The organism is Candidatus Enterococcus avicola (assembly GCF_047470845.1).
GTDB lineage: Bacteria > Bacillota > Bacilli > Lactobacillales > Enterococcaceae > Enterococcus_D > Enterococcus_D casseliflavus.
In genome coordinates this window covers 60,064-78,608 of record NZ_JBLGTY010000008.1, presented here as the reverse complement: position 1 = coordinate 78,608, position 18,545 = coordinate 60,064, and the positions used below count along the sequence as shown (strand labels likewise).

The window sequence follows — 18,545 nt, the reverse complement described above, 5'->3', positions numbered from 1 at the left end:
TCGAAGATGATCAAGGAAGTATCTTTGCCCTAATTATCAAAGAAGTTCTTTTTCAAGGGTTACTGGATAATGAAAGTTACGAGATTAATTCTTGGAAAAGAAAATCCTAAGTTTTATTATCTTAAGATGATTTATGTTAATGGGCGATATCGAAAAAAATATACATATTCTTTATTGCTATTTAAATTTTTTTGAATATAGTGTCCAGTTTTGTATTTCTATTTTGTTTTTATTAATGAAAGGGGAAAGCAGAATATGGATATTCGTGATAAAAAATGTCGATTGTATGAGTAGCTGAAATTATTAATGGATGAAAGGAGGAAGCTTTTAAAACGGTATTATGATTTAAAAGAATACTTGGTTAATTTAGAAAATAATCAGAATACGAATAAGTTTAATGAAGAAAGGGATCGTAAAGTAAAGCCGATGAACTTGGAAAATGGAAAAATCTTCAGGATTTCTATACTCGGCGAAAAGCTATCGGCAACTATCAGCGATCTTACAAAGATTATGGGTTTATTATTGCATTGATCTTTAAAGAGGCAGGCAGACTGTTATCAGCTAAACCCATATATCAGGAGTTAATAAAAACCTATGATAGTTATCCTGATTATCGTAATTTTGTAAATAACATCCTTTCAAAAATTAATCGAGATGGTTCAATCCCTGTTGAACGTGTGATGAGAGGATATTGGCAATATAGACTTAAATCTTAATTTGTCCGTATATCTTTTTCCTTTCGAATATTCAAGGGAAGAAGTGACATCAATGAATCAGAATTTTTATGATGCACAAATTACTAGCTATATTCAAAAAACAGTTCATAACGCCGCAATTAATTATTTTTCTAAAAATCGTAGGTTGAACGATGCTGAGTTTACTCCAGGTCAAAAGGTTGTTGATTACTTAATCGAAGACCAATCTATGTTTCCTAAAGAAATTATAACATTGGTATCCGCGAATTTTCCTCTAGTTTTTTCTAATTTTGACTTAGCTAACGAATTTCAAAAACTATCTGAAAAAGATCAATCTCTACTGATTCAAAAGTATTTTTTTGGATATTCAGACTATGAAATTTCTGTTCAGCTATCAATGACAAGACAAGGCGCAACAAAAAAGCGTCAGCGTATTTTAGGGAAAATTCGAAAGCACCTAATTCATTAATTTTTAAAGAGTATATGGTTCGTGATCCTCCACGCTCATTTTGGAAAAATGAGTGATAAGAAAATGGAGGATACGTAAAATGAAATCATTGGCAGAACTCGTTCTTCTTGTTCAAAAGGATGATGAAGAGGCGTTTTCTCAAATTGTGAATAGTTTTAAACCATTGCTAGTTAAAGAATCATGCAGAAATGGGAGTTTTGACGAAGATTGTTATCAGGAATGTATGATCAAACTATTTTTAGCTCTAAAAAAATTTGATATTCGTGAATAATTTGTTCTTAAAAAAGCAGCTTATAGTCTGCTTTTGTTATTGACTAAGAAAGGTAGGTATAGAAATTTATCACCTACCTTTCTTTGCGGAATAAAGATTGAGTCTAAGAAATAATGCTTTTCTATTTGAATTGAAAAGATTATTAAAAAAGGGGAAGTGATTATACTGCAATTTTTATTGGGATTATTTATAGGATCCATACTCGGAGTTATTTTGATGAGTTGTTTAGCTGTCGGAAAATATGATGATATAAATTCGAAAAGAGAGTAGTCTTTATTTAATCACGGATAACTATATAGAAGATAATTAGTTGAGAACTAGTGTTGGTATTTTGAGGGAGTAAGTGAGGAATGAAACGAAAATATATTGTATTGACACTATTTGTATTATTTTTAATGATAGTTTATTCGTCTTTAACACCGTTTTCTAAAGATGTTGTCAATACAGTGATAGTTATAATAGGATTAGCCTTAATAATTATGATGCTTTGCTACATCGCTATCAAAAAGACAATCAAGTGAGGATGTTTTAGATAAGTTTATTGAAATCACGGATATAGTATCAACCTATATAGAGTAATAGGCTGATAGAAAATATTGAGGTGAGAAATATGTTGATGGTACTACGATATTTCTTATAGAATGGATGATTGAAAAGTAAATACAATCCATTTGTTCAAATAAAAAAGAGGAGTAACGAATTCACTTTTGCCCCGGGCATTTATTTCGCTTACTACTCTTTTTTGCTTATTTTATTATTAAGTTTGATTTGGAAAATATAAGAAAATGTAAGGATAACAATCGATTTGTGGAACTGTAGAAAAAGTAATTTGGTCCAATTAATCTTTTCTGAGAATCATATTAAGAGTATACTTAAAATATCTATACAATTTTTGAGAGAGGTGTTTTCCAATGAACTGTTTGATAAATGATCAGATTTCAAATCTAGCATTATTATCGGATGAAGAACTAGTAGATCAAATGCTTCAAGTTGATATAGAACATTCAATTCAGGAACAATTATCCTGGAAAAATTCCTTATACTTACTGATTCAACTTCTTAATAATGAAGGATTTGGCAACTTGTGGTTAGCAGCGGAATATTCACTGACAGCGGATAGAAGAATTGATGCAATTATTTTTGGCTATTCTAATAATCAGCGATCTACCGCAATTATTGTTGAGCTGAAGCAGTGGGAAAATCTTGCTCCAAATATTGATAAGCAAAAAACAAATGTGAATGTTTGTATCGGAAATAGAAATGAATACAGGATACATCCTATTTATCAGACAGTGAATTATACACGAGATCTAAAAGCTCATCATGAGGGTGTTGCTAATAAGAAAATCGATTTATGTGCAATTCAATATTTACATAATTTTATTGGAGACAAAAATGTCTTTTTCTCTGAAATGTATGAGGACTATCAAAAATTATCTTCCAATTTTTTTGTAAAAGGTGATGAGCAATTTTTAGTCAATCATCTGAGGAATTGTTTTGATGTAACGAAAAATGGCCAGAGAGTTGCTATGGATTTTATTGAGGGGAAATACATTATTGGGCAGGTTGGTTTTAATGGTTTGAGAGATGTAATCAATCGGAAAGATAATGCGATTATGCTAGAAGATCAAATTGAAACTTCAGCACAGATTAGCCAGATAATTAAAGAATTCATCCACAGTCCGAAAAATACGGCAATTATTATAAAAGGTGCTGCAGGAACCGGGAAAACAATTATTGGCATTCATTTACTTTTTCTTGCTCAGCAACATGGTCTTAAAATCAATGATATGGTTTTTACTTTCGCTAAAAGTAGAATGTTACGAGAAGTAGTCAAAAATGAAGCGGGGTTGATGCAACACATTCCGTATCTAGACGGTATTGCTTCAAAGGATTATTCGTTAGTTGTAGTTGATGAAGCCCATAGAGATACTGATATCAACAAGACCATTAGGAGTTTATTTAGCCATAGCAGAAGACCTAAAATTGTAGTATTTTTACAGGATGACCATCAAAGAGTTTTATTAGAGGAAGCTGGGACGGTTTCAAATTATCGAAAGGCACTACATGAGTTAGGAATTGAACCATTTATTTTCAATTTGATAGTTCAAAAGAGATCAGGGAATCAAGGGGATTATGTAGATAGAATTCATAATTTATTTTTTGATTGTACTAAAGAAATTTCAAGCAAGAGTACCTTTGAAATTGTGTTATCAGACTCCTTAAAAACAATTGACGAGCAATTATTAAAGATGAAAGACTTAGGTCAAACTGCAAAATGGTTTGCGCCATATGATTGGCCTTGGAAATCTAGAAATAATCTTACCATTAGTAATGATATTGAGATTCAGGATAAAGATGGAACGTTTTTTCAAAAGCAGTGGAACCCTATGAAGAATCAGTATGAATGGTATAAAGATGCTGACAAAACGGCATTTAATCAAGTGGGCTCAGTCTATACAGCGCAAGGATTGGATTATGATTACACTGGTTTCATTTGGTATGATGATTTGAGATGGGATACAAATAGTAATAAGTGGATCTTTGATATCTCAAAAGTAAAGGATCCAACTTTTGTTAAGCAGGTTGAACGTTTTTTAAGTTCACATAATTACTCTGAAACAGCTTGTGATGAAGTTTTGGAGATTTTGTTAAACCAATACTATGTCTTATTAACAAGAGCAAAAAAAGGAATTTTCTTGTGGTTTAATGATAAGGATACCGAAGACTACGTTATGAGTGTTATAAAAAGATAGGTGGGTTCAATTATGTCAGAGATTCAAGAATTAACGGATTTAATTAATAAATTTCGTGATGAGAGAGACTGGCGACAATTTCATAATGAAAAGGATTTAGCTATTTCGATTTCTTTGGAAGCTAGTGAACTGTTAGAGCTATTCCAATGGAAAACAGCAGAAGAGGGAACTGAGAATCTGCTTGATATAAAGGATGAGTTAGCCGATGTTTTAATTTATTCTTTTATGTTGGCAGATAATTTAAATTTGGACATCGAGCAAGTAGTAAAAGAAAAACTAAACAAAAATCAGCAGAAATATCCAATCAGTAAGAGTAAAGGATCAAAAACGAAATATACTAACTTCTAATTATTTGGTTTAGAGTAGAGAAAATTTGATTATATTAAGGTGGTTATCGGATGGCGAAATATGCCTGTGTTATGTTGGATGTGGAAGGAACAACACTTGTTGGATTTAATCAATTACGGAAAGTACAACAAGAAAAACTAAAAAAAGGGGATATTATTTATATCTATAGAAGTACGAAGTCCAATAAAGTGTATATCGGTCAATCAAAACATTTTAAAACTAGACATGAGCAACATTATAACGGGGCTGAAGAAAAATTTAATGATGCAAACTTTGATCAAGTTATCATACTTTTTTCTGCGCTGTTCAATGGCTCTGCTTTAAATGATGTTGAGAATCACCTTATCACTTATTTTTTAGCTGATAATTCTAAATCAAGAGGAAATTTAGTTGAGTATGAAACCAGTGAAGTAATCAATCTTACTAAGGGGAACGACACGAATAGTTATAAAGAACGTGAGGAGATTGCTACTGAAGTTGTTCTACCTTTTTGGGAGGAGCTATATAGCAAAGGTTGGGTAAAAACACCTACTATTAATGAACTTAGAAATCAAGCTTTGGTTAAATATAGTCCAATAAAAGAATTGACTCAACAACAAATGGATCTTATCAATGAAATACTTACAAATCCAGAAAAGAACTTTGTAATCAATGGCGATGCAGGAACGGGAAAAACAGTTCTATTGACACATTTGGTTGCGAAAATTTTGGATGAGCAATCTGGTAAAACTATTGCTGTAGTTGTACAACCAAATTGGATTAAGACAGCTCAAGAAATTTTCAAAGTGTATGGTATGAATGGAAAAAATCTTACTGTAGCAACCTCTACTCAATTGATTAATCAGGATAAGGACTTTGATGTAGTGGTTGTTGATGAGTCTCATAAGTTATCACGAAAATATGCTAAACAAATGGCTTCGTTCAATAATGTATACAAAGGTAGATTCAACTCAGATGATAATCACCTAGAGCCTCTGAAAAAGATTGGTAAGCAACTTGTTCTGATGTACGATGTTTTACAAGCAATTCGACCAGCGAATATGACTCGGGAGCAGTTTAGTAGAGCTACAGAAAATTTCGAAAAGAAATATCTGACTACACAATTTCGAATTCAAGCTCCTGAAGGTAAATCGTATACTTCAGATGATTATATTAATGGTATTAAATATTTACTATATAAAGATACCGACTTATTATCAGAAACAAATTATAATCCTAATTTTGACCGGTCAGTATTTTGCGATAGGGATATCGATGCTTATTTCGGATTTTTTGAAGATAATCCTCTAGCTAATTTGTTTGATTGGATAGAAGATGACAGAAATTATCATAGTGATCATGTCAATAGAGTTTTGGGGGGATTGGTTGAACCTTGGAAACAATCAGATGGTAAGGATCCAGAGATTACCCATTGGCACGAAGGGAATCTTCACAAACGATGGAATTCTACACAAGAAAATTGGATTAATTCGAAAGATTCCGATGCAGAGGACCAAGTCGGATCGGTTTTTGCTGTACAAGGAATTGACTTGAATAAGGTCGGGGTATTGATTGGAAATGATTTACAAGTCGATGAGTCAGGACGTCTTTTTGGTAATCCCGATAATTTTCACAATGTAAATGGTAAATTTTCAAAGAATGATGCTAATCCGGAGAACGAAAATGAATTTACACTGTTTGTATTGAACATCTACTATATTTTGCTAACCAGGGGAATTGATGGCGTGCGAATAGGTTTTTGGAAGAATGAATCATTTAAGGAATATTTGAAAGATACATTTCAAATTGAATAAGAGGATATAATACATCTTTTTTAAACAAAATTAGAGTTGTTGATTAAGTGATTCAAGGCATCGGTAGGACTAAAATCAAAATGTATGACGGAGGGAAATAACATGGGGAATTTAGGTTGGTATCAATTAATGACAACTTTAGCAAAAAAAGTTGGTGGACCAAAAATTTTATTAGTACTTGTAGCTACAGGTGGTTACGCAATAATTAGAACTGTAGAAGCAGGGGGGAAGAAAGTAGTTAAATTGGTTAAAAAAAAGAGTGTCTCAAAAATAGAAGAAGCCAGTCTTACAACTTTCATTTTTACAGAGACCGGTGTTGGAGATGGTGGGCTTAAATATTCCGAAGGGGAATCTTTTTTTGTAGCAGCAACTCATGATGATGTGATCTTAATTGAAAAAGAAAACGATAAAGATAATCCATATTTTGTTAGTGGAGATTGGTTGAAAAAAGTTAGCACATACATGTAAATTAGATACTCAATATTTCAGAAATGATAAGAAGAGTGAGAATATGAATTGTCATAGAAAGATAAGGAAAATAGTATACGGAATGAAAATTTGTATTATACTAAGTTGGCCTTTTTACGTATTGAAACAAAAGAAAGACCCATTGAAGTTAAAAAAATTAGCTCTACTAACTTATTTCTTGTTCTGCTAAGTGGATTTTCTTAGAAATTGACACTGGCAATATATATTGGTTAGTTAAATATGTATTTTGAGGGACTCTAAGATGAAAAAATTGAAAACTAAAAATCATTTTGTACCAAAAATTTACCTCAAGCAATGGGCAACTGTAAATAGAATATATGAGTACAAATTACTGGTGTCTCATGAGCAAGTTCCAAAATGGAATAGCGTATCTATAACAAATACGTCCACTGTTGATTCATTATATTTATATGTAGAAGAAGGAGAACTGAGTGATGAGATGGAGGATTACTTTTCAAATGAGTTTGAAATGAAATTCGGAAGTTTTGTTGATAATGTGAACCGTAAGAAGCTAATTTCAGAGCTTGATCATGATTATATTTCAAAATTAGTTGTTGGCCAGTATCTTCGAACTTTAAGAGGATACCAATGGGCACAAAATATTGTGATAAAACAATATCCTAAAATTATTGAGGAACTTAGTCAAAAAATGAATCATGAATTAGCGACCAAAGGTGAGATTCCTAAGAGGAAAATAGACAAATACGACATGTTGCTTCCTCTAAAAATGGATATTAATCCAGCTGATGGAGATAAGTCTTTATTGAAAATAGAATCCTATGCAGGAAAATCTACATGGATAATGGGTATCAAGCATGTGCTTAATTCAACATATAAGGCTCTAAATTCAGCTAGTTGGACTATATACGAAGCTCCATTAAATTTTTACTGGACTACATCTGATGATCCAGTTATTTTTCTCAATTACTATGGAAAAGAGGACTATGATTTTAATGGTGGCTTCGGCAATCCGGGAACAGAAATTATCTTTCCACTTTCGCCACAAAAACTACTTTATTCCAAGATTGGAGATAAGTCCGAGGAAGAGTATTTAGTGGCTACATACAAAGTGGCCGAATTATTTCAAAAGTTGATAGTCGAGCACGCATTTACCAAAGTCTATTCTCAAGACAAAAACCATAGAGTTACCAAAATTAGAAAAAGAACTGTAGACAAAGACAAGTATTCTGATGTCGAACAATCACTTAAAAATTTTCATCGAAGTTATATGGAGAATGAAGTACCTTACCTAGAGTTGAATTTAGAAAATTATTGCACTAGCAAAGACTTAACCTAATTTTACGTAGAACTTTTTTGGATATTCCTGTTTTATTGAGGTTACTTGGCTGTAAAATAATATGTAGATTAGTAGTCACCAGTGTATCTGTATCCAATTACATCATGGAGGAGAACGGTGACTTTTTTTATTATCATAAATACTTAACAAATTAGGGGTTAAAAATGGTTATTTGTTTTAAATGATTCGATGATAAAATGTAGATGATTACAATGAAATATGCATAATTTCTAACTAGAAGGGTCAGATTTCTAATGACATTAAAGCCACAAATACAGGTATTGTTTGATCAAAATTCAAATTATAATGAACCGGGTCAGGCGGTGAACCTAGCGAGTTCTCTTGAAACATTGTCAGGTGATTTATATACTGATTCAAATCGGTTTATTTATGAACTTCTTCAAAACGCGGATGATTCCTATAAAAATGGAGAACCAATAAGGGTATGGATAAAACTATTCGACAATAAACTAGTAGTCGCTCATAGTGGATCAGTGTTTTCAGATAAAGATTTACGGGGGATTTGCAATATTAATAACGGAACAAAGAGAAGTGACATGTCGAAGACAGGCTATAAAGGAATAGGATTCAAAGCTGTTTTTGGTCATTCTCAGAAAGTTATCATTTATAGCGATGGAGAGTATTTTTCTTTTGATGCAGCATACAATCACCCTTGGCTTTGGAAAAGCAATCGAAAAAACTGGGAGGTTCTTAATGATCGACAATTTGTTATGCCATGGCAGATTATTCCAATATGGACAGAGAGTAATAGCATTGACTCAGACATCAGTCGTTATATTAATAATATACGTGCTAACGTTGCTACAATAATTGAGCTTTCAAATGTGGCTGAGACATCTGAAGCACTTGACTTAATTGCAAATAATGCAGACATTTTCCTTTTTTTAAAAAATATTTGTGAGATAACCTTCGAAATTGATAATAACGATATCATTTCAGTAAGTCACGACAATGATAATATTACTGTTCAAAAAAACTCAAACAAGCCTAATAAATGGCTAGTTACTGAAAGAAACATATCAGTTCCAGAGAGAGTTCGTATTCTCTTAGCTGATGAAAAAAATATACCGAACAAGTTGCTGCAGACTACGGAGATTACAATTTCTCTCGCAGCGAAGATTGGTGACGACGGACTTTCAAAGTTGAAAGATGCGGATCAACGAATTTTTGCATATCTTCCAACAGAGGAAAGAAAATATGATATTCCTGTTCTAGTGAATACTAGTTTTTTAACATCTGCTAATAGGGAGAGCCTTCACGTCGATTCAAAGTGGAATCAATGGATATTCAGTGAAGTTGCAAAGGCTATTTTTGAGTGGATATCTGAGCTAGCTCAAGGTGAATATGGAGCACAGGCGTACCTTTTATTACCTAAATATATTAATGGAAACAGCTTAGGATCCAGCTTTAATAGAGGGTATGACGAAGCGCTTAAGAATATACCTTTTGTGCTTACAGAAGAAAGAACTGTGAAAAAAATTGACGAAACAATAGTTGACTTTACTAACATTTCCAAAGAAGACTTTATTGATGGATCCTGTATTAAAAGGTATGTTGAACAAAAGGCTGATACGAGGATTACGGGAAAGAGGTCGTTCTCTTTATTTTCTCAATTCAATCGTGAATTAAAAAAAATGGGAGCAGCCAGTTTGTCTTGGAACGATTTGGATTCTCTCTTCTCATCGAATGACTTTATGAATACTCATTCTCCTGAAGATAATATACAATTGATCATTTTTTTTAAAGAGTGTTTTGATGATCCAAAAATTCAGGAAGTTACCAATCAATATCTAAGAAAGCTATCCTTTGTACTATCACATAAAAATAGCATGTTACCACCCGAACAAGTTTGTTTCCCAGAAATATCAGATCAGAGATGGGATAAACCTCAGAGTGAACTTTCCTTCATTAATTCCGTTTTGTTGGAACAACTTCAATCTGATGTTGCCACTAGGCATTGGCTTGAATCGCTCGGTGTTACTGAAAAAACTGATATTACGTACATTATTCAAAATTTGATCCCGTTCATTGATACTTACGTAACCATTGAAAATGCGATATCGGTTATCTCTGATATATTTAATCTCTACCTAAAAGGGGAACTTCCTGATGAATTATTCACTAAACTAAGCCTTATTAGATTATTAACTACCACAGGAACGCTCGTTCCCGCTAAAGATTGTTACCTTTCAGATTACTATGGTCCCAGATTGATTATCGAAAACATTATAGAGAAAGATATTTTTGTAAATGATTCCTACTTTACAGGAAGTAAGGGAGATAAGGATAACTGGAAGGTCTTTTTTAGTAAGCTAGGTGTAAAATGTGGAATTGAAATAGTTTATGATCCTTTGTTTATAGATCTTAGAAAAGATTTTCTAGAAGCAGAAGATAAGCACTTTAGTCCATTTCTTTCAAGTTTCCTAATAGATAAGTATAAAGGGCTAACCAGTCTTAGTTTCTTAGAGGATACAGAGAACAACTTTACTTTTGCAAAAGTGTTCTGGGAGGACGTTGTTCATAATGTCGATATAGGTAAGCTAACTATGACGGCAACGGGATATTGGGGAAGAACTGGGTATCCTGGGCGAATATCAGGAAACCAAGTAAGTAACTATCTTCCGTGGTTCATAAAGAATATTTCTTGTGTTCCTACTACGCTGAAAACGTGTTCGACAGCAAATAATGTATTTTTAAACTCTGAAGAAATCCTAAAAATTTCTGGTCCTTATTTGCCAATATTTGAAGGTGAAGATTTATCGCCAGATTGGAAATCATTTTTTTCCTTTAAGACATCTTTTTCCTTATCGGATTATTTAGAGATTTTAACAAAAATTTCTCAGGACACCGATGATGGAAAAGTAAAAAAAGAAAATATTGAAAGAATACAGATAGTATACTCAAAAATTCTTGATTTAACAGCTAATTTAAGTAGTGACGAAATTCTAGAAGTTAAAGAATGGAGTTTGAATAGTTCGCTTCTAACCACAACTGGTAATTTTGAAGAATGTGGGGAAATAAAATTCTTTATCGATGGAAATGAGTCCATTTTTCAGGAGCAATTCCAATTTCTTGAACTGAATTCTGAAAATAAGCAGCATCCATACTTGAGAACATTACTCGGGTACTTTGATGTTAGAATTTTAGAACAAAGTCAATTTATAGTAGAGGCGGTCAATGAAGAATATTGTAGTGGTTTAGTGAACAAACTAATTGCAGTGGTACCTGCGCTGACTGAGTGGATATCTTTTGAAGAAAGTCAAAATGTTAAAATTTTAGATACAAATGAATTAATCAGATCCATAGAAGAACTAACTATTTTTGAAGCTGATAAATTAGAAATAACCTATGAGGGTATTGATTTTATAAAGAATGTGAATACACATTTTGATGGGAAAATACTATATGTAACTAAGCCTTGGTATAGTAATAGCGTGTTACTTTACCTCAGTGATTTGCTTGCAAGATACTTTGGATTATTTGGTCAAAATAAAAAAGTTGATTTTCTCCTTCGTTCTACTTATGAAGAAATAGTTGAATACTTTAGTCAAGAGGGTATTCCTCTTTCAGATCAAATAATAAGTAAAATGAAAAATTCCAAAACTGAGACAAGTCCAAAGTCTTTTGCGGAAGTTGAGGGAAGAGTAAAAAAGGGGGTTACATCACCTCAGAATTATCACATCTCAGATCCGGATTACAAAAAGCTATTATACGTACAAAAGATGATAGATAGATCTGTCAAAAATGTTTTAGACTATCTTGAATTATTGCCTGAATATGACTGTTCTGGTCAGTTTCAAATTGCTCCAAGTATTATTGGAGGTATTACTAAGAATGGCAATGATTTAACGATTGTGGCCCGACCATCAGACAATAATCAAGTGATTTTATTTTATACATCAGAGTTTGATGTACTCAAGTATGTTGATGCAGAACTATGGTATGAAGATGGAATAAATGTACCCAAAAAAATGTCTATGGGACAATTACTTGAAAAAACTGGTGTAAATCGAATACCTATCCATAGTATAGAAATTACTGATGAAGAAGTTGTTGAACTAGCTGGGCAAAAAAATTCAGAGACATTTGAATGTTCTCCAGTGCCATTTGCACCTAAAAAGCTTGCACAAATAATTTCATCTTTTGCCAATTTAGCTGGCGGTAAGATCATATTTGGTATTAAAGAAAATCATATTGAAAAAAATGATATTATCGGATTAAGTTCTGATTATCAGATTCAACGAATAATGGAGAAAGTAGCATCTTCTTTTAATATTGTTCCTGTTTTCAAATTTGACTGGATATGGTTTCAAGACAAGAGATTATTAGTAATTGAAGTAGAGGAATCAGATGATGAAATATTATGTGATGGTTTAAAATATATTCGGATTAAATCTCAAACATTATTGGAAAGTGATACCATAGTACATCAACAAAAGCTTTTGCAAGCTGATTTTAATCGAACAAAAGCGATAATTATTGCTATCGAAGAATATTATCCAAGCAGCCTAAATCAAATAAGAAACGTGGATTATGCTCAAGCAGATGCACTTGCTTTTAAAGATATGATCCTAAATACCATGGGTGTAAAAGATGAAGATATGTTGATTTTCATAAATGAAAAAGCGTTACAAAATGTACTCGAACAAGAAATTGATAAATTTGTTCAAACGTTGAAAGTTGATGATAGATTGATTTTTTACTATGCTGGACACGGGTTTCATGATGGATTGACGAACTATTTATCTACTTATGATACTTATCCAACTAAATTACTTGAAACATCAATTTCTTTGGATAAAGTCTTGCTAGATCCCTTGAAGAAATCTGACTGCAAAAACGCACTATTATTTATTGATGCTTGTGCTCAAAGACTACATTCTGACGTTGAAAGATCGGTAATATCTGATTTGCAAGACGCTGAATTTGAGGCTCTGACAACTGCATTCCCATACTATGGTGTATTCTTATCGTGTCAGGTTGGAGAAACATCTTATGGAAGCAATGTATTAGGTCATGGAATTTGGACCTATCATTTAGTAGATGCAATGAGTGGTAAACATAGCGAAATACTAAGAGATGGAAAATATTTAACTGATACTATGCTACTCCAATTTCTTTCTGATACTGTGCCGGAATACACATTGAAAGAGCTAGGGAGAAGTCAAAACCCTAAAACAATTTTAGACTCTACTCGTGAAAATATCATTACTAATTTTGATAAAGAAACTTTTCGAACAAAAGAAGAGTAACATTAACAATGAAGATGATGAACAGAATTTGTTGTCGTTTTTTTATTGGGGAGTTGTGTCAATTATTGGAATTATATTTGATAAGTTTACGATACAATCACTTGCTCCAGAAAAAGGCTATTTCGACATTGCTAATCTAGTATTTTAAAGCTTAGTGTAGTTACCTAGACTTTAAGCGAAAGATACTTTATGTACATTATCTTAAATACTGTTTTTTGTTATGCTGTATTATTTTAGGAGGAATATTTTTATGAGGATAAAAAAGGTAACTATTAGAAATTTTCGTGCTATTAAAGAAGCTGAAGTATATTTTACAGATTTAACTGCATTAATAGGTGAAAATAATAGTGGAAAATCCAGTTTTCTAAAAGCACTAAATGCTTTCTTTAATTACTCTGATGAAAAGAAATCATTCCAGGCTGGCGAACATAGATATAGAAGTAGAACCAGACCTGTAGTGCAGATTGAATTTGAACTCTTAAGAAGAAATGCTGAATTTGAAAATTATATGTCAAGTAATAATACGATGGAAATTCTTGTTAAATTTTCAAATGATCCCCGAAAATCAGTTAGAGAAGTAAAGTATTTAAATAGAACCAATTCGTTTGAATCTATAAAAAGGCCAGAAGATTTTTTCAAAGTATTAGAAAAACATTATAAATTCATTGTGATACCGGTAAATAGAACAGGAGATGAACTCGATAAATTCATACAAAAAATTTCAGGTGATTACTTAGATAAAATAACTAAAAATAGGGATAGAATTAGTTCGAAAATGAATGCTGTAGTAGAATCGATTGACGTGAGACTAAATCATATTAGTAAAATGATTGAAGAGGGTTATCCCTTAGGGAGAGAGTTCGAGTTAATTATAAAGATGCCAAGGCTAAATTATAAGGTATTATTGGATAAATTAGATATCTCCCTGAAAGAAAAAGATAAGGCATATTCTGTACATGATAGCGGTACTGGTATCCAAAGTTTACTAGCCGTATCAATTTATACTCATATAGCAAAAGAGATAGGTGTTAATGTACTATTTGCAATTGAAGAACCAGAAACAAATCTTCATCCTCAGGCACAAATAAAATTCATTAAATCACTAAAAAAAATGGAAGAAAATAATCAAATTATACTTACAACACATTCGCCAACGATGGTAGACCAATTGACTCATTTAGATATAGTATTATTCAGAAAACTACATGAAAGTAAAAATATTGAGACAAAAGTGACCCAAGTATCCAGAGATTTTTGGGAGAAAACAGGTTTAGAAGAGCAAAGAACTATGAAATTTTACAGATATAAAAATAGTGATTTTTTCTTTGCAAAAAAAATTGTTGTTGTGGAAAGTTCAATTGATGGTGAAGTCGTTGAATTTATTTTAAACAATGCTGCAGGTGTATCAAATGATGATTTGGCTATTTTGGATTTAGGCGGGATAAAATCATTGAAATATCCTGTATATCTTTTTAAAGAATTGGATTTACCATTTGTAACTATCGTAGATAAAGATTTTTTTGTTTATTATTCTGACAATGATAATAAGAAAAACTTGAGCAGAGGAGAAGATGGATTCTTCAGATATAGATATGATAGATTTAATTCTAGTTCACAAGAAATAATTGATATATTGATTCCTGATACTAACATTCAAAAACTTCTATTAAATCTTTTACGCGAGGGGCATCATAAAAAGGTATTACAACTTTTAAGTGATTATAATATTGTTGTAATGAGATACTGTCTTGAAATGGATTTATTGTCAACAAAAAAAGGAATCGAGAAAATGTATGATATTCTTGAAATAGAAGAGCATTCAGGCAATAGAAACTCAAAGTATGTTTTAAATAATAAACAAAAAGCGACAAAGGACTTTAAAAATATCATGCAAATTTTACAGAATATGGAGAGAAGAAACTATCCATTAAGCTTCAGTAAAATAATTTCTCTGGTAAAAAAATAGAAGGTTGCATTATATTTTAGAGAATCATTACTTTAAGTCGAATAAAAGTTATTTTTTCAAATAGTAGTAATTAAATCCATGGATAATAAAACTCGTACAGATAATACTTAATTCTTCATTGAAAAGCAACTTTCTTTCAAAGAGAGTTGCTTTTTTGTATTCTCAATTGTCTTTATTAGTGTAAAGAAAAATGACCTTTGAAAATTGAATACAAAATCTATCAGTACTTTCCATTTGTAGGGAGCATTTCTCAATTTCGCCATGACGAGTAATGACTAACCGGAGCGATAAATAATTGAGAGAAGAATTGTCGAATTCGAGCCATGATCTGCAAATGTAATAATGATACTTCCGTAACTAAATTGGCTCGCCATCACTGGGGAGAGGTGAAAATCCTATGTGCTCTTTGACAGGAGCAGCTGGTAGATAAATAAATGTTTTTATGATTTGTAACTTATGTTTTTTCGTGAGACGCTGACATAGGAAAGAGAAGGCGGTAGAATGAAGACAGCCACTCGGCAAGATATTATCAAGTTGGGATTTTCACGGTATTACGCTGACAAGATCTTCAGGGAATGCAAAGCTCTTTTGGTTGATAATGGGTATTCTTTTTATCGTAATAACAAGATTAAGAGGATACCTGTGAGTGTCATTGAAGAGGTCTTACACATTTCTTGGGAGGATGAATACTGATGAGAAGAGTTGCAAATGTGTACAAAGACGAGAAGAGAGGAACGTGGTATTTTTCATTAACTTTGGGTTATGATCGTTTCGGAAAGAGAATTCAACCCACTAGAAGAGGATTTAAATCGCAAAAAGAAGCAAAAGATGCGATGGAGGAATTGAAAAAGAATTATTCTGATTCTCAAGAAATTTATTTACAAGGGATTACTTTCCGTGAGTTTTATAAGAAGTATTTTTTTCCATGGTATAAACTTGGGACGATTGAGAAAACCTACGTAAAAACCGATAAGACTTTAAAACGTGCTTTAGCTTATTTTGGAAAAATGCAAATGGAAAAGATTCGACCAATTCATATTCAAGAGTTTCAACAATTTCTTGTTCAAGAATGTTCTGTCACGAATAAAGAAGGGAAAATACGTCCGCTTTCGAACAATTATATTAAACAGATTTTTAATAAGTTACGGATTATTTTTAAACGTGCGGTGGTTTTAGAAGTCATTGATGAGAATCCGGTAGACACTATTGGGAAAATCAGAACTCAGCGATCGGTTGTGGCTTTTTGGACTGTTGATGAATTTAAGAAAGTATACAATTGTTCTTATCGCTGTGATTTCCAAGAAGCCTTTTATAAACGAATGACGCGCTTTTTATTTGTGACAGGACTTAGAAGTGAAGAACTTTTTGCGCTACAATGGCCAGATATTGATTTTCGTAAAGGAACTTGTAGTGTGAGTAAATCACTCTACATTCGAACAAGAACGGATTATGATTTCTCAGATACTAAGAATACTTCAAGTATCCGAACGATTACTTTAGACAAGCAAACGATAGAAGACTTAAGGGAATGGAAAGAAACTCAAAAAACGATTGGGGATGACTTGAGCTTTATTTTTACCTTTGATGGCTTACCACCATCTCCAAAGACATTTTTAGGTCGAGTAAAAAAATTAGCTGAAGTAGCTGGTGTCAAACCGATTCACTTACATGGATTACGGCATTCTCATGTGGCATTTTTGATTGAACATAATAACAATATCTATGCCGTTTCAAAGCGTTTGGGGCATTCTTCTGTTAAGACAACTTTAGATAAATATGGGCATCTTTATCCCGATACCAACCAAACTTTAGCAGATGAATTTACCAAATTTGAAGTGTAATTTTTTTGCGATTTACTGCTGTCAAATTACTGTCACGAACCGTTTTTAGCCGGTTTTTGAATTTTCGATGTTGATATACCAGGCTTTAGAGGCTAGTTGTCGGAATCGAAAATGGATGAGGACGAACCGAAGAAATAATCTGTTTTGACGGAATTCATCAAGAGGAATAGAATGAAAGTACCTTCGAGAGAAGGTGCTTTTTTTGAATAAAAGGAAAATCTAGAATGACCGAAGGGACATTCATCGGTTGTTTAGTAGATAGTTTCAATCGATTGATGCGTGGCTTTTGATAGATTGAAGATCGGAGATGATTTGCGCATGAAGGCGTTGTATTTTAATGAATTCGGTGATTCAACTGTTTTAACATATGGGGATTTGCCTGATCCCATCATTCACGAAAATGAGCTAATGGTAGAGATGATGTATATTGGGTTGAATTATGCTGATATTTATCGGAGAAAGGGTAACTATCATATTGAATCCCGAGACCCTCTTATTAATGGCTATGAAGGGGTAGGGAGGATTGTTCAAAAAGGAAGATCTGTCTCCAAGTTTCAGCTAGGAGAAACGATTCTTTTTGTGGATGTTCCTTTTGCTAATGCAGAATTGGTGGCTGTCCCTGAGGAAAATGCTATCCGTATTCCATCAGGTATACCACCTAAATTAGCAGCCAGTATCGGTCTGCAAGGGTTGACAGCTGATTTTTTAGCTCATGATCTTGGCAATAATGTGAATCATAGTAAGGTCTTCGTCCATGGGATAAGTGGTGGCGTCGGACAAATTTTATCGCAACTATTAACCGCAGATGGCCTAGAAGTGTATGGCGTCACTTCTACGGAAGAAAAGCGACAACTGGCTTTAGACCAAGGAGCAAAACAAGTCTTTTTAAGAAATACAGAATGGCAAGATACCTACACTTCTTTCTTTGATACCGTTTATGATGGCATTGGGCATACATTAGCCGAAAGTGTCGACTTGCTCAAAAATAGAGGGAAGGTTGTCTTTTTTGGCATGGCCGGCGGAAATCCTCCAGCGATCGACTTTATTCCCTTGCTATCTAAATCAAAAAGTATTTTGACAGGAGATCTCTGGGATTACTTGACAAGTTTTCAAGAGCGGGAGAGAAGAAGCTCTCGATTGTTTGACTACTTTAGCAAGGATCAAATGAAAATCAGTCAACCAACCATTTTTTCATTAGCTGACGGAAAAGCTGCCCATGATTATCTAGAATCTGGAAAAAGTATCGGTAAAATTCTGCTGCAACCATAAGAAGGTAAAAAACTAGATGTTTTTATTGCAAACGATACACCGAATGTTTGATGTTTCACTAAGACATTTTTTTATACA

Annotated in this window: 13 protein-coding genes; all 13 read left to right on the top strand. The window is 32.8% G+C overall.

Annotated features, from left to right (window positions below; translation table 11 throughout):
• Positions 1-768: 768 nt before the first annotated feature.
• The 13 genes from ACI3E5_RS08875 (at position 769) to ACI3E5_RS08815 (ending at position 18,467) form a co-directional block, all read left to right on the top strand.
• On the top strand, positions 769-1,164 hold the full coding sequence (locus tag ACI3E5_RS08875) for a sigma-70 family RNA polymerase sigma factor (RefSeq protein WP_498821471.1): 396 nt from the start codon (positions 769-771) through the stop codon (positions 1,162-1,164).
• A 79-nt stretch (positions 1,165-1,243) separates the two neighbouring features.
• Positions 1,244-1,435, top strand: a complete 192-nt coding sequence (locus ACI3E5_RS08870) for a helix-turn-helix domain-containing protein (protein ID WP_498821473.1) — start codon at positions 1,244-1,246, stop codon at positions 1,433-1,435.
• 156 nt (positions 1,436-1,591) lie between these two features.
• The gene (locus tag ACI3E5_RS08865) at positions 1,592-1,705 is read left to right on the top strand and encodes a DUF3789 domain-containing protein (RefSeq protein ID WP_498821474.1); all 114 of its coding nucleotides are present in this window, start codon (positions 1,592-1,594) and stop codon (positions 1,703-1,705) included.
• 641 nt (positions 1,706-2,346) lie between these two features.
• Entirely contained in the window at positions 2,347-4,191 is a 1,845-nt protein-coding gene (locus ACI3E5_RS08860) for a DNA/RNA helicase domain-containing protein (protein WP_498821476.1), read from the top strand.
• A 12-nt stretch (positions 4,192-4,203) separates the two neighbouring features.
• Positions 4,204-4,539 carry a nucleotide pyrophosphohydrolase gene (locus ACI3E5_RS08855; RefSeq protein ID WP_498821478.1) on the top strand — a complete coding sequence of 112 codons (336 nt, stop codon included), beginning with the start codon at positions 4,204-4,206 and terminating at the stop codon, positions 4,537-4,539.
• Positions 4,540-4,589: 50 nt separating this feature from the next.
• Positions 4,590-6,332 carry a DUF2075 domain-containing protein gene (locus ACI3E5_RS08850; RefSeq protein ID WP_498821480.1) on the top strand — a complete coding sequence of 581 codons (1,743 nt, stop codon included), beginning with the start codon at positions 4,590-4,592 and terminating at the stop codon, positions 6,330-6,332.
• Between the two features lie 102 nt (positions 6,333-6,434).
• Positions 6,435-6,800, top strand: coding sequence for a hypothetical protein (locus tag ACI3E5_RS08845; protein WP_498821482.1), 366 nt, complete (start codon positions 6,435-6,437; stop codon positions 6,798-6,800).
• A 262-nt stretch (positions 6,801-7,062) separates the two neighbouring features.
• A complete protein-coding gene (locus ACI3E5_RS08840) occupies positions 7,063-8,118 on the top strand; it encodes a DUF4238 domain-containing protein (protein WP_498821484.1) in 1,056 nt (351 codons plus the stop codon).
• A gap of 254 nt (positions 8,119-8,372) precedes the next feature.
• A complete protein-coding gene (locus tag ACI3E5_RS08835; RefSeq protein ID WP_498821486.1) occupies positions 8,373-13,391 on the top strand; it encodes a sacsin N-terminal ATP-binding-like domain-containing protein in 5,019 nt (1,672 codons plus the stop codon).
• Positions 13,392-13,641: 250 nt separating this feature from the next.
• Positions 13,642-15,357, top strand: a complete 1,716-nt coding sequence (locus tag ACI3E5_RS08830) for an ATP-dependent nuclease (protein WP_498821488.1) — start codon at positions 13,642-13,644, stop codon at positions 15,355-15,357.
• 501 nt (positions 15,358-15,858) lie between these two features.
• Positions 15,859-16,050 carry a DUF3173 domain-containing protein gene (locus ACI3E5_RS08825; protein ID WP_498821490.1) on the top strand — a complete coding sequence of 64 codons (192 nt, stop codon included), beginning with the start codon at positions 15,859-15,861 and terminating at the stop codon, positions 16,048-16,050.
• Positions 16,050-17,198: a site-specific integrase gene (locus ACI3E5_RS08820; RefSeq protein ID WP_498821492.1), complete on the top strand. Its 1,149-nt coding sequence runs from the start codon at positions 16,050-16,052 to the stop codon at positions 17,196-17,198. The genes ACI3E5_RS08825 and ACI3E5_RS08820 overlap by 1 nt, the downstream gene beginning before the upstream one ends.
• A gap of 318 nt (positions 17,199-17,516) precedes the next feature.
• Entirely contained in the window at positions 17,517-18,467 is a 951-nt protein-coding gene (locus tag ACI3E5_RS08815) for a zinc-binding dehydrogenase (protein WP_375853319.1), read from the top strand.
• The last annotated feature ends 78 nt before the right edge of the window (positions 18,468-18,545 follow it).

Bases quoted from the DNA above. Each gene is read 5' to 3' on its own strand.
- ACI3E5_RS08835 (WP_498821486.1), top strand. From the start codon at position 8,373: ATGACATTAAAGCCACAAATACAGGTATTGTTTGATCAAAATTCAAAT.
- ACI3E5_RS08815 (WP_375853319.1), top strand. From the start codon at position 17,517: ATGAAGGCGTTGTATTTTAATGAATTCGGTGATTCAACTGTTTTAACA.
- ACI3E5_RS08850 (WP_498821480.1), top strand. From the start codon at position 4,590: ATGGCGAAATATGCCTGTGTTATGTTGGATGTGGAAGGAACAACACTT.
- ACI3E5_RS08845 (WP_498821482.1), top strand. From the start codon at position 6,435: ATGGGGAATTTAGGTTGGTATCAATTAATGACAACTTTAGCAAAAAAA.
- ACI3E5_RS08870 (WP_498821473.1), top strand. From the start codon at position 1,244: ATGAAATCATTGGCAGAACTCGTTCTTCTTGTTCAAAAGGATGATGAA.
- ACI3E5_RS08840 (WP_498821484.1), top strand. From the start codon at position 7,063: ATGAAAAAATTGAAAACTAAAAATCATTTTGTACCAAAAATTTACCTC.
- ACI3E5_RS08830 (WP_498821488.1), top strand. From the start codon at position 13,642: ATGAGGATAAAAAAGGTAACTATTAGAAATTTTCGTGCTATTAAAGAA.
- ACI3E5_RS08820 (WP_498821492.1), top strand. From the start codon at position 16,050: ATGAGAAGAGTTGCAAATGTGTACAAAGACGAGAAGAGAGGAACGTGG.
- ACI3E5_RS08825 (WP_498821490.1), top strand. From the start codon at position 15,859: ATGAAGACAGCCACTCGGCAAGATATTATCAAGTTGGGATTTTCACGG.
- ACI3E5_RS08875 (WP_498821471.1), top strand. From the start codon at position 769: ATGAATCAGAATTTTTATGATGCACAAATTACTAGCTATATTCAAAAA.
- ACI3E5_RS08860 (WP_498821476.1), top strand. From the start codon at position 2,347: ATGAACTGTTTGATAAATGATCAGATTTCAAATCTAGCATTATTATCG.
- ACI3E5_RS08855 (WP_498821478.1), top strand. From the start codon at position 4,204: ATGTCAGAGATTCAAGAATTAACGGATTTAATTAATAAATTTCGTGAT.